This window comes from Acinetobacter sp. NCu2D-2, assembly GCF_001647675.1.
GTDB lineage: Bacteria > Pseudomonadota > Gammaproteobacteria > Pseudomonadales > Moraxellaceae > Acinetobacter.
Genome location: NZ_CP015594.1, coordinates 860,854 through 874,064 on the forward strand (window position 1 = coordinate 860,854; position 13,211 = coordinate 874,064).

10 protein-coding genes and 4 tRNA genes are annotated in these 13,211 nt (G+C 40.5%); 3 read left to right on the top strand and 11 right to left on the bottom strand.

The window, feature by feature from the left end:
* Positions 1–83: 83 nt before the first annotated feature.
* Positions 84–1,328 carry an NADH:flavin oxidoreductase/NADH oxidase family protein gene (locus A3K93_RS03955; RefSeq protein ID WP_067729149.1) on the top strand — a complete coding sequence of 415 codons (1,245 nt, stop codon included), beginning with the start codon at positions 84–86 and terminating at the stop codon, positions 1,326–1,328.
* A 6-nt stretch (positions 1,329–1,334) separates the two neighbouring features.
* On the opposite strand, the gene A3K93_RS03960 is transcribed toward A3K93_RS03955, so the two are convergent.
* The 10 genes from A3K93_RS03960 to pyrC form a co-directional block, all read right to left on the bottom strand.
* Positions 1,335–1,997 carry a glutathione S-transferase N-terminal domain-containing protein gene (locus A3K93_RS03960; RefSeq protein WP_067729151.1) on the bottom strand — a complete coding sequence of 221 codons (663 nt, stop codon included), beginning with the start codon at positions 1,995–1,997 and terminating at the stop codon, positions 1,335–1,337.
* A 106-nt stretch (positions 1,998–2,103) separates the two neighbouring features.
* A complete protein-coding gene (locus tag A3K93_RS03965; protein WP_067729153.1) occupies positions 2,104–3,510 on the bottom strand; it encodes an iron-containing redox enzyme family protein in 1,407 nt (468 codons plus the stop codon).
* 213 nt (positions 3,511–3,723) lie between these two features.
* Positions 3,724–3,799 (bottom strand) — tRNA-Glu (locus tag A3K93_RS03970).
* Positions 3,800–3,841: 42 nt separating this feature from the next.
* Positions 3,842–3,917, bottom strand: a tRNA-Glu gene (locus A3K93_RS03975).
* A 24-nt stretch (positions 3,918–3,941) separates the two neighbouring features.
* Positions 3,942–4,017, bottom strand: a tRNA-Glu gene (locus A3K93_RS03980).
* A gap of 286 nt (positions 4,018–4,303) precedes the next feature.
* Positions 4,304–5,716: an amino acid permease gene (locus A3K93_RS03985; protein WP_067729155.1), complete on the bottom strand. Its 1,413-nt coding sequence runs from the start codon at positions 5,714–5,716 to the stop codon at positions 4,304–4,306.
* 110 nt (positions 5,717–5,826) lie between these two features.
* Positions 5,827–5,902: transfer RNA gene (locus tag A3K93_RS03990), tRNA-Glu, on the bottom strand.
* 274 nt (positions 5,903–6,176) lie between these two features.
* A complete protein-coding gene (locus A3K93_RS03995) occupies positions 6,177–7,604 on the bottom strand; it encodes an amino acid permease (protein WP_067729157.1) in 1,428 nt (475 codons plus the stop codon).
* A 297-nt stretch (positions 7,605–7,901) separates the two neighbouring features.
* Positions 7,902–8,558, bottom strand: coding sequence for a ribonuclease T (gene rnt / locus A3K93_RS04000; RefSeq protein WP_067729159.1), 657 nt, complete (start codon positions 8,556–8,558; stop codon positions 7,902–7,904).
* Positions 8,543–9,577: a dihydroorotase gene (gene pyrC / locus A3K93_RS04005; RefSeq protein ID WP_067729161.1), complete on the bottom strand. Its 1,035-nt coding sequence runs from the start codon at positions 9,575–9,577 to the stop codon at positions 8,543–8,545. The genes rnt and pyrC overlap by 16 nt, the downstream gene beginning before the upstream one ends.
* Positions 9,578–9,728: 151 nt before the next feature.
* On the opposite strand from pyrC, the gene A3K93_RS04010 reads away from it, so the two are divergent.
* Positions 9,729–11,003: a diguanylate cyclase gene (locus tag A3K93_RS04010; RefSeq protein WP_067729163.1), complete on the top strand. Its 1,275-nt coding sequence runs from the start codon at positions 9,729–9,731 to the stop codon at positions 11,001–11,003.
* Between the two features lie 184 nt (positions 11,004–11,187).
* On the opposite strand, the gene argG is transcribed toward A3K93_RS04010, so the two are convergent.
* Positions 11,188–12,528: an argininosuccinate synthase gene (gene argG / locus A3K93_RS04015; RefSeq protein ID WP_067729165.1), complete on the bottom strand. Its 1,341-nt coding sequence runs from the start codon at positions 12,526–12,528 to the stop codon at positions 11,188–11,190.
* Positions 12,529–12,770: 242 nt separating this feature from the next.
* Here argG and A3K93_RS04020 point away from each other — a divergent pair, with 242 nt between their 5' ends.
* Entirely contained in the window at positions 12,771–13,112 is a 342-nt protein-coding gene (locus A3K93_RS04020; RefSeq protein ID WP_227509878.1) for a hypothetical protein, read from the top strand.
* Positions 13,113–13,211: the final 99 nt, after the last annotated feature.

Consider the following 13,211-nt stretch of genomic DNA (forward strand, 5'->3'; position numbering starts at 1 on the left):
TTAATAATTTGACATGAGTCATTGTCAATTCATGAGTGCTCAGCTATAACAAAGTAAAATAAGAGCTACATTTAGGACAAATAATGACTCAGCTTGCAGATACTTTGCAGATTCGAAAAACGACCTTTAAAAACCGCATTATCAAAGGAGCGATGAGTGAAGCACTTGCTAATCATGCGGGACAAGCCAATGAATCACATTTAAAATTGTATGAAGCATGGGCCAAAGGAGGCTTGGGCTGTGCAATTACCGGTAATGTCATGGTGGACTTCCGAGCCAAGAATGAGCCGGGCGTCGTTGTAGTAGAAACTGAGCGTGACTTGGAGCAGTTAAAAGCATGGGCAGATGTCGGCAAACGCCACGGCATGGTACAGCTGATTCAATTGTCACATCCTGGGCGTCAGTGTCCAAAAGGCTTAAATAAAGAAACTGTAGCGCCGTCTGCTGTGCCATTTAGCCCTGCACTGGCGATGAACTTTGGTACGCCAAGAGAACTGCGTGAAGATGAGATTCTCGATATTATCCAACGCTTTGCAACCGCTGCTTCTATTTGTGAAAAAGCCGGTTTTGAAGGCGTACAGTTGCATGGTGCACATGGTTATTTAATCAGTCAGTTTTTATCACCACTCACCAATCAACGCCAAGATCAATGGGGCGGCAGTATTGAAAATCGGTCTCGTTTTTTACTTGAAATTTATAAAGCGGTGCGAGCGGCAACTTCTGAGCAATTTATTATTTCAGTGAAACTGAATTCTGCCGATTTCCAACGTGGTGGCATCACTGAAGATGACGTGATTTATGTATTTAAAGCCATGGATGATGCGGGGATTGATTTAATTGAAGTCTCAGGTGGGACCTATGAAGCACCCGCGATGGCAGGGGCGAAAGCTGAAAAACGTAAAGCCTCTACCATTGCGCGTGAAGCCTACTTTTTAGATTTTGCAGAAAAAATTCGTCAGCAGGTGAAATGTCCGCTAATGGTCACCGGTGGTTTTAGAACAGTGGCAGTGATGAATGCTGCGTTAGACAGTGGCGCCTGTGACTTTGTAGGGCTTGCACGTCCATTTGCGGTAGACACCGATTTGGCAAATCGACTGCTTGCAGGACAAGATGTTCAGTATGGCGTCGAGAAAATTAAAACCGGTATTAAACCGATAGACAAAATGGCGATCATGGAAATTATTTGGTATGCCGCGCAGTTTAAGCGCATTGCACAGGGCAAACAGCCTGACCCAAAACTTTCACCTTTGAAAGTATTTTTGAATTATCTCAAAGGTAATGTCAAAGCCGTGATTAAAGGGCAGATTAATTCAAGAAAGTCGGCTTAACTGAATTTATTGCGTGATCGCCCAATAATGTTTGAATGTCGATTTATGCCATTCGCCTTTTTGTAGAGCGGCCTGAAAAGCAGGTCTGCTCTCTAATCGGTTGAGATAATCCACGAGAGCTGCATATTCTGCAAAATCCTTAAGTGCATAACGACATGCCTTTAAAGGGAACCACAGTAAAATATCCGCATAGCTAAAGCTGAAAGCCGCATATTCGTGCCGAGAAAAATGCATGTCAAGTTGCTTTAAATGTTGGTGCAGCTCAGGCGTTAGATAAAAGCGATTGATACTGTATTGAAAGCTCAAACTCACCCAACGCAATAGCCATGGTGTACGCTGTGTGGTTTGAGCATAGAGTTGTTTCATCAGTAACAACGGCATTAGGCTTGCATCGGCAAAATGCTGAATAAAACAAAAATCCCAATAGTCATTTTGATCTATATGGATCAGCAACTGCTGTGCATGCTGACATAGATAATGGCAAATTGCACTCGTTTCTGTCAGTGCACGCTCTTGGTGTGTATTGTGTTTAAGAATTAAATACGGATATTTATGGTGGGTTTGACTAACATGATGTGTGATCAGCGCATAGGGTTGCTGCAATTCTTCTAAGAGCCACACAATGCGCTGTGAGCGTGAATGTTGTAAATGAACAAGCTGAAGATGCATTGAATTTCTTATTTTAAGGTTTGCTTGATCATACCTGAATAAGATGCTGTTGAATCAATAAAATAAATCGATTGGATTGCACCACGCCATCCAATCGGAATGCATATTAAATTTTTAATGCCTGTGTTTGAAACGGGAATAGCAATTTTGACATTTGCGCAGTTGCCCATAAACCGAGTACATCGGAATGGCTATGCGGTGCAGTGAGCGGGATCAGAAACTGCATTTTTTGTGCTTCGGTTTTCAATTGCTGATAGCGTTTTTTTAAACGCTGTAAATCTGCATCATTTTGCCCACCTATCGAAGAGATATGCTGTGGACGAAGTGCTAAACGTTGAGCAAGTTCAGGGCCTTGAATCCAATCTTTAATCATTTGTCGTTCTGTGGCATTAAACACACCAAACATACGACCATCGGGATCATCAATCATGTGCCAAAAGCGACTTTCGGTCACCGCTTGTTTCGGCACAATCCAACCTTTTTCAATCATCACTGCTAAAAACTGTTCCATCGATTCAGGCTCTGATAACCATTCATTAATGGATTTACCTTGTAATTGGCATTTCTGATTATGAATAAACTGTCCAATGACGGCCTTTTGTTTAAAGATATTCAGCACTTCATGCTTTAAATCGAGTTCCTGAATGATCTGTGTTGAGCTTTTGCCAACATCATTTAACGCATAGCCAACCTTTAATAAATGCAAAAAATGCTCAGGATCGTGCGCTTGTTTATATAGTTCAGCATAAGCATTTAGGGATTTTTGCGCATGACCATTGTGGGCATTATCAATGGTGATATGCACATTAAAATAATGCGGGTCGATATTCAGTTCAGCCAACTCATAATTGGTAATGAGTAAGTGCAGCGGCAGTTGCTCATAGCCAAGGTTAAAACCGACCACCATGGCTAAATATTCAGGTGGGGCATAGGCGAGAGCAAGTTGCACTGCGGCTTGTTGGTAATAGTCATCTTCAAGCTGCGAGGTATAAGAGCTTAATTCATAGGTATGTAACAGGTCCTGATACATGGTCACATGATTGGCTTTGGGATGCCCAAGCCCGAGTTCTTCTAAATAGATATGAATGAGGTCTCGTGCCAGCGGCTGTTCATAATGCTCGAGGGTCGAATACAGCCAAGACCCATCGACCAATTTAACCGGTGCAACACGATAAATAAACTCAAATGCATGTGACACGGTTGGAAAATACTCACGCATACCGTGTTGTTTACGCCGCTGTAAATAGGCCTGAAATTTTTCGCATGTGGCATGATGATCTAGTGCTAAATAATCTTTGGCTTGCTCAGGTGTATTCAGCCAACTTAAATGATCCACTGTTGTGTCATTTAAGCATGCTGAAAGATAATCACGGGCATAGCGAATTTTTATTTGTTTATTAATTTCGTTATTTAAAAAGAACTGCACCCAATCCTGATGCGTATTCAATTCGTAATGTTGTACATGATCTTGCCTGTGCTCTGATGCATGATAAAACTCTGTACTCACGAACATAATCTGATCCTTGCATTCGGTATAGTTCAATACTATAGCTATAGCAGGAAATAGAGCCTGTTCGGTTTTTGTTTGTATTGTTTATTGAATACGCAAGTTTAAGTAAATGCTATAGGCTTGAAATACAGCATTGTCTTGTTGAAAAGTAGAAATATAAAAAAGCCCAAGTCTTAAATGCTTGGGCTTTTTTAGTGAGACTTGATGTCTCGAATATGGCGTCCCTACGGGGATTCGAACCCCGGTTACCGCCGTGAAAGGGCGATGTCCTAGGCCTCTAGACGATAGGGACAGTACAGAAAATTATTTTAAACATACTCTAGCTTTTAGAATATGGCGTCCCTACGGGGATTCGAACCCCGGTTACCGCCGTGAAAGGGCGATGTCCTAGGCCTCTAGACGATAGGGACGTAAATAAAATACTTTCTGAAAATTGGCGTCCCTACGGGGATTCGAACCCCGGTTACCGCCGTGAAAGGGCGATGTCCTAGGCCTCTAGACGATAGGGACGTTTCAGAGGTGGGCGTATAATAGGGGGAAAATAGGGGGGTGTCAAACGCATTTCTACAATTAATTTGTGCTTTTAGATGCGTTCGTATGAAAAAAAATCAACTTCTGCAAATTTGCTGAAAAATAATGCAAATTTCTCTCATTTTTAAGCAGGTTTGAAAAAACTTAAAATTATAGTGACCATTAATAAGAAAATAATTTTAAGTAAGTGGCTTACTTAAAGTATGTTATTTTTGAAACGACATTAAAAAAGCAGCCGAAGCTGCTTTTTTGATACAACATCTATTTATGCTTTTTTATGGTACAAGCCATAGTAGCTGGCATAGCATGCTGCAATAAACAGCAAACACAGTACAAAGCTTACTTGCAGTGTTGGATCAAACACCATACTTAAACAGGTGATGAAACAGAATACAAAACCAAGAATCGGTACGATTGGGAACAAAGGTGCAGCAAAGGCTAAGTCTTTGGCAGTTTTGCCTTGTTTATACCATTCGCGGCGGAAGTTAAACATACTCAGACAAATACTCATCCAAACCACCACCATGGTAAAGGCAGCAATACCTAATAGATTGGTAAAGATGGTTTCGGGTGCAAATTGTTCTGAGAGTAAACCGGGCATACCGCCAATCATGGTCACAATCACAGCGACATAAGGAATACCACGGGAATTCAATTTAGAGAAAACCGCAGGTAGCTGTTTGGTATACGACAATGACCACATCATCCGTGATGCCGCAAATAAGCCTGAATTTGCAGCAGAGAGTAATGCAGTAATAATCACAAAGCGGATAATATCTTCAGCATAGGGAATACCAATATGCTGGAATACAGTCACAAATGGACTACTGCTCACACCTTCAGCGGCTAAACCGGCTTCCTGATGTGGAAGCAATGAGGTCACGACAATAATCGTACCAACAAAGAAAATCAGTAAGCGGAAAATAGACGTATTAATTGCTTTCGGTACATTTTTCGCAGGATCCTTTGTTTCACCTGCAGCTACACCAATGAGTTCTGTGCCTGAAAAGGCAAAGTTGACAATTAACATGGTGGTGAAAATAGGGAATAAACCTTCAGGGAACCAACCTTGCGCGGTTAAGTTATTAAATAACGGCGCTGACTCCTGACCTTGGTAGCTGACGACACCAAAAATAGCGAGCAAGCCTAGTAAGATAAAGGCAACCACAGTCACGACTTTGACCAAAGCCAGCCAAAATTCAGATTCAGCAAACCATTTGGTTGAAATCATATTTAAGGTAAATACGAATGCCCCAAAAATCAGGGTCCACATCCACATTGAACTATCAGGGAACCATTCCTGCATTAAAAGTGCTGCAGCGGTAAATTCAGTTCCAAGAGTGACTGACCACGTCAGCCAATATAACCAAGTGATGGTATAACCTGTACCTGGTCCAATATAGCGTTTGGCATAGGCACCAAATGAACCTGATTCAGGCATATGAACGGCAAGCTCGCCTAAGCAAAGCATAACCATATAGGCGATGATACCGCCTAAGAAGTAAGAGATGATGGCACCTACAGGCCCCGTTTGTGCAATGACTTCACCCGACCCTAAAAATAGGCCTGTCCCGATTGCGCCGCCAAGCGAAATCATGACCAAATGTCGAGTACTCATAGCGCGTTTTAAAGGCGCAGAATTGCCCTGATGCGAAGCATCATTCGGAGATGAGTGCATAGGAGATATAAAATCTAAAGAATGAAGAGGCTTATTTTAATGAAAATAGATAAATCTGCAATGTAATAATGTGAATCAAGCAGGGTGTTGATCAGAATAGATCAAGAAGATGGCGTCCCTACGGGGATTCGAACCCCGGTTACCGCCGTGAAAGGGCGATGTCCTAGGCCTCTAGACGATAGGGACGTTTTGAGGTGATGCGTATATTAAGGATTTTTAATTTGGGTGTCAAACCGATAAGGCAAGAATTTTATAATATTTAAATCAAATGATTAAAAACTTAGCATATTTCTAAAAAGTGATTTATTTTCAATCAAATATTTAAACTAAAACTCTTTTTCTAAAGACTTTGATGATTTAAAGCGGATTTTAATTGATTCAAGCGGGGATAGTTTTAAATACAAATAACAGCGATAAAAAACGCAACTCGAAAGTTGCGCTTTTATCATATTAAAAATGATTAATTCTTATTGTGATACAACCAATAGTAACTTGCATAACAGAAGGCCATAAACAGTAAGCAGCCAATAAAGCCCGAAAGCATTTCAGGGTCTGCTGCCATACTTAAACCGGTTGCTGTACAAGTTGCAAAACCTAAAATCGGCACAAGCGGGAACCATGGAGTACGGAACTTAAGTTCGGAAACCGTATGACCTTGTTTGAGCCATTGGCGACGGAAATTAAATTGGCTCCAGCAAATGCTCATCCAAACGATGACCATAGTAAATGCTGCAACACCCATCAGGTTTTTAAAGATCACATCTGCGCCAAATTGTTCAGACAATAAGCCCGGTAAACCACCAATCATGGTTACCCAAATGGCAATATGCGGCACGCCTGATTTATTTACTTTTGCAAAAATTTTCGGCAATTGATTTTGTGCAGCTAAGGCCCACATCATCCGAGAAGCCGCGTACAGACCTGAGTTTGCTGTAGACAATAGCGCGGTGATAATTACAAAGCGAATAAAGTCTTCTGCATAGGGAATCCCCATTTGGGTAAATACAGAAACAAACGGACTGCTACTTAAGCCACCATGACCACCGACTTGTAAACCTGTGTCGGTATAGGTCAATAATGAACTAATCACAATAATGGTACCGACAAAGAAAATAATCAGGCGCCACACCGCAGCATGAATGGCTTTCGGTACGTTTTTCTCAGGATTTTCAGTTTCGCCTGCCGCGATCCCGATCATTTCTGTACCGTTAAAGGCAAAATTTACAATCAAAAGCGTAGTAAAGAGCGGAATTAAACCGTTTGGTAGCCAACCATGTTCGGTGAGATTGTGGAACATTGGTGCAGATTCATAACCTGCATACGGAATAAAGCCGAAAATACAACTAAAGCCAAGAATGATGAATAATAGAACTGTTGCAACTTTAATAAATGAGAGCCAAAACTCTGATTCTGCAAAGGTACGGGTTGAACTCAAATTAGAAATTAAAACACCAGCGGCAAAAATTAAGGTCCATAACCAGATTGAGGTCTGTGGAAACCATTCTTGCATCAAAATAGCGGCGGCAGTGAATTCAGTACCGAGGGTCGCTGACCAGCCCAGCCAGTACATCCATGACACCATATAGCCTGTACCTGGGCCAATGTAATTCGTTGCAAACGCACCAAATGAGCCAGAAACAGGTAAATGGACAGCAAGTTCACCTAAGCAGAGCATCACCATATAGGCAATCAAACCACCAATAATATAGGCAAGGACAGCACCTAATGGGCCAGCTTGTGAAATTACTTCACCTGAACCCATAAATAGACCTGTACCGATTGCACCACCGAGGGACAACATCACCAAATGGCGTGTCGTCATTGCGCGTTTAAGCGTAAGAGCTTGTCCTTCTCCAGACGACTGGGAAGGAGATGAGGGAGAATGCATTGACAAATCTTAAGAGAGATTGAAAACAACTATTTTAAAGAGATTCTAATCAAAATTATCATATATCGAGATTATTCTATTAAATTGTATTTTTGATTTAAAAAATAAATTAAATTAGTACTTTAGTGAATATGCATTAAGATTTTTCTTGATATAAAAGAGGCTAAAATTATACAAAATGGTAAAATAATGAACAGCTTAATTTTAATACAGATGTGGAATAGGAAGATTTAGTCCCCGCATTGTCACAGAGAAATAAAACAATAAAACGGGGACATTTTTACGCTGAACGAAAATTTATTCCGTTACCAGTGTATCGAGTAGGTGTGGGCCAAGTTTGTTCAGAATGAAACAGAACAATTCAGCGGTTTTTTGTGTGTCATACAGTGCTGAATGCGCTTCTTTACCATCAAATTCAATACCAGCTTGAATACAAGACTTCGCCAGTACAGTTTGACCAAACATCACCGCGCTTAAAGTCACTGTATCGAATACAGAAAAGCTATGGAACGGATTTTGATTTTTGGTGCCTGTACGGGCAATTGCGGCTTGAACAAAGCCTAAATCGAAATGAGCATTGTGACCGACAAGAACAGCATGGGTGCAGTTTTGTTGACGACGAACTTCATTAATTGATTTAAAAATACGTTTTAACGCTGTTTTTTCATCTTCCGCCATGGCGATACGCATAGGGTTAGATGGATCAATCCCAATAAATTCCAATGAACGACGGTCTAAGTTTGCACCTTCAAAAGGATTGATATGTGCATGATGTGCCTCACCTGGCACAAATTGACCTTCTTCATTATAAATAATCGGAATTGCAGCGATTTCCAGTAATGCATCAGTCTGTGCATTGAAACCAGCTGTTTCTACATCGACAACAACTGGTAAGAATCCACGGAAACGTTGACCAATGACTGGGAGAGCTTCATTTGTCACACTTTTCTCCATTGGATGGTTTTACCCGCATACAACGGAATAATTTGTTCACCATCCAAATAGTCTAAACTTGTCGGAATCACTTGATCTTCTTTCACCAATGTAATGGTATTGGTGTTGCGAGGTAGTCCGTAGAAGTCTGCACCAAAGTGACTAGCGAAACCTTCTAAACGGTCAATACGACCTACTTGATCAAATGCCTGAGCGTATAGCTCAATTGCGGTAGGGGCACTATAGCATCCTGCACAGCCACATGCATTTTCTTTTGCATTTTTTGAGTGCGGTGCGCTGTCAGTGCCTAAGAAAAATTTAGGATTGCCACTGGTTGCCACTTCAAGCAAGGTTTGCTGATGGGTTTGACGTTTCAAAATCGGTAAGCAATAGAAATGCGGTTTCACGCCACCGACCAACATATCATTACGGTTAAATAATAAATGTTGTGGAGTGATACTCGCAGCCACATTGCGATCTTGCTCTAAAACAAAGTTCGCGGCTTCACTTGTCGTAATATGTTCAAGTACAAGTTTCAGTTTAGGGAACTGTTTTAAAAGGGGGGCAAGGACTTCATCTAAGAAGCGCTTTTCACGGTCAAAAATATCAACATGGTTATGGGTGACTTCACCATGTAAAAGTAATGGCACTTGATGTTCTTCAAGTTGCTCAATCACTGCATATACTTTACGAATATCGCTTACACCGCTATCTGAATTGGTGGTTGCACCAGCAGGATAGAGTTTAATGGCATTAACGAATTCTGAATCTTTGATTTTTTTCACTTCGCTTGGTGCGGTATTGTCTGTGAAATACAGCACCATACGCGGATCGAAATTCGAGCCTTCAGGCACATGCGCCATAATGCGTTCACGGTAGGCATTGGCTTCTTCCACCGTTTTGACCGGTGGAACAAGGTTTGGCATACAAATTGCGCGAGAAAATTGTTTGGCTAAATCAGGAACTGTACGTTGAAGAGCTAATCCATCACGTAAGTGAGCGTGCCAGTCATCTGGCTGAAGAATCGTAATCGTATTCAAGGCGAATTCAATCAGAGAAATAAATCAAATGATAAAGCAAATGGACAAAAATTGGTAACCGGAAATACTGACAAATGGTAGGAAATCTATGAATTAATTTAAAAAAGTATGATATTTTAAAAATACATAATAATTAAATAATTGCTTGGCAATGGAATACAAGTACAATCTGGCGAAATTACAATCCGATAAAGAGAAAGTAGAAGAACTGATCGTTCGGCAAACGCGACGAGTAGGGCAAGTGTTTCCTCAAAAGCTAGAACAAGAGTTTTGGCAGAAGAATGTCGAACGCGCGCGTAAACATGCAGAAAAATATGTTTGGGCAGGGATATTGGCCTATTTCGTTTTTATGATGGTCATGATCCCCACTGACTTTTGGATTGTCGATAAACGTTTCTTTGAACATGATTTTGCGCTTTGCTTACTTGGCTTAATTGTGGGTGGGCTGGCTTTACTCGTCTTTTATTTCTTTTCTTGTTTACCGCGAATTAAGCGTTATTTCTCACAAGCCTCGATGGTCATTTTATTTTTCACTCTAGTGACTATTTCGTGCTTAACGATGTCGATCGAAACTGTCGCTTTGCAACATCAATCGATGGCAATTGTTACGATCATTTATATTCTGGGTAATATTCTCACCGGGATACAACCGCGCCTGATGTTGATTACAGGATTATTAGCTGCATCGACAACATTGGTGATTTTAATGACCTTTGATTTTGTCTTTAATACCTTGGTATTTGGGCGAATCTTGGTGGGCAGTTGTTTGCTCGGTTATGTGATTAGTCATATGATTTTTGCACGTGAACGTATGATGTATTTATATACCATTCGAGCAAAAATCAGTGAACAAATACATCGTATACATACCACTGAGCTTTTGCATTTAAGCCAGCATGACGAATTAACTAAGATTTCCAATCGTCGAACCTTTGATGAAACTTTGGAAATCTTTTTTGATCGTGCCAAGCGTGCTGAGTCCGCTTTGGCAATTCTGTTTATTGATGTCGATTTTTTTAAAAACTATAACGATCACTATGGTCATCAAAAAGGCGATGATGTGATTTCGACCATTGCTAAGTCGATTAAAAATGCCATTCGACATATGGATTTTGTCGCACGTTATGGCGGTGAAGAATTTGTGGTTTTATTACCCGAAACGGATGCACATGGGGCTTATGCAGTAGCATCTAATATTTTTAAAGCCATTGAACGACTTGAAATTCCACATGAAAAATCTTCAGTATCGCGCTATGTAACGATTAGTCTTGGGATTACGGTGTATCGCGGCGAAAACTTTATGGACAAAGAATCTTTATTGGGAATCGCAGATCAAGCTTTGTATCGGGCTAAACAACTTGGACGTAATCAAATTTATTACCAATCGATTCGTTCAGCCAATTCAGACAATGTCATTGGTTTTTAAAGTAAGTGCCTACTTAAAAATTTTGCTAAGAATTACAAATAAAAGCGAGGCGATTTTGATTAAATGGTTTTATTTATAACAAGTTATTAATATGTCGAAAAATATATACCTAATTAAATTGTTAAAAAAACCGCTCAAAAGAGCGGTTTTTTTAACTTAACTAAATATTAGAACAAACTAAAACTTAGTTTTTGTCTTTTAATTGTGGAACAGCTGAACCTGTACCTACAGCAAGCAAACCTGAATTTGTATAAATACCAAGTTTCGCACGTGTATCAGTGATGTCTAAGTTACGCATAGTTAACTGACCGATACGATCTGCAGGAGAGAACATAGAATCACCTTTCTCCATCGTTAAACGCTCAGCTTCATAAGTGAGGTTAGGAGATTCAGTGTTCATGATGGTGTAGTCATTACCACGGCGAAGTTCTAAAGTCACAGTACCTGTGATTGCTTTAGCAACCCAACGTTGAGCAGTTTCACGAAGCATAAGCGCTTGAGAATCGAACCAACGACCTTGGTAAAGAAGACGACCTAGACGTAAACCGTTAATGCGGTATTGTTCAATCGTATCTTCGTTATGAATACCAGTCACAAGACGCTCGTAAGCGATGTGAAGAAGCGCCATACCCGGAGCTTCGTAGATACCACGAGATTTCGCTTCGATAATACGGTTTTCGATTTGGTCAGACATGCCTAGACCATGACGACCACCGATTTTGTTCGCTTCAAGAATGAACTCAACTGGATCTTCAATACGTTTGCCGTTGATTGCTACAGGGAAACCTTCTTCAAACGTAATTGAAACTTCTTCAGGTTTGATGTCAACGTCTTCTTTCCAGAACGCAACGCCCATGATTGGATCAACGATTTTGATACCCGCATTCAAGTATTCAAGATCTTTTGCTTCGTGAGTCGCACCTAGCATGTTTGAGTCAGTTGAGTACGCTTTCTCTTTTGACATTTTGTAGTCAAAACCGTTGTCGATCAGGAACTGTGACATTTCTGCACGGCCACCTAATTCATCGATAAAGGTTTGGTCTAACCAAGGCTTGTAGATTTTAAGCGCAGGGTTGGTCAACAAACCATAACGGTAGAAACGTTCAATATCGTTCCCTTTATAAGTTGAACCGTCACCCCAGATGTTGACATCATCTTCTTTCATAGCAGTGACAAGCATAGTACCTGTTACTGCACGACCTAGAGGTGTTGTATTGAAGTAAGGAACACCACCAGTAGAGATATGGAACGCGCCACATTGAATCGCAGCAATACCTTCTAATGCAAGTTGAAGACGGCAGTCGATAAGACGTGCTTTTACAGCGCCATAAGCTTCAGCTTTCTTAGGAATCGCGTCGTAATCGTCTTCGTCTGGCTGACCTAAGTTTGCTGTATAAGCATAAGGTTCAGCGCCTTTTTGTTTCATCCACAAAAGAGCTGCAGAAGTATCTAGACCACCAGAAAAGGCAATACCAACCTTTTTGCCTACTGGGACATTCTGCAAGATAGTTGCATTATCAGACATTGTTCATCCTAATGATTTGAAATAGGCGCGCCAGAATTGGTGGCCTGAATAAAACTCATAATTTCTCGATTGTAGCACTATTTTATTTAGGTGTGGTTTAGAAAAGAAAAACTCGTTTTAAATTGTATAATCAATAGGCTGAGATAATCATCACACTACAATAAACCGTATAAGTTGGTTTATTGATAATTTTAAGTATTATAAAGACATAATCATAATTAAATGATGGAATGAAAATAAAAATGAATCAGCCACCACCTTTTAAAAATACGCCCCTCAATCAAACTTTAGCCATGTTACATGCCATTTATGCAGGGATTAAGGGGCTATCTGGAGCACTTTTTGTATATTTAGAGTATCAAAACACCACCACACCTAGAGAAATTTTATGGGGTGTTTTGCTTATGCTTGGCTTTTTAATCTTTTTAAATTTATGGGCCAGTACTCAGGTAAAGCGCGGTCAGGATCAAGGGAGAACCTTATCTCGCGTGATGTCTGTACTGATGTTGCTTAGTTTTCCATTAGGCACATTGCTTGGTTTGATTGCGCTTTGGAAAAGTACAGAGAAGCAGTGGCAACGTTAGAATTGACTGAATTCATCAAGAATTTAAAAAAAATGCCATAAACAAAGTGATAAAAGTCGATAAAGTAGTTTGCAACAAGTTGCAAAAGCCAAAAGGATG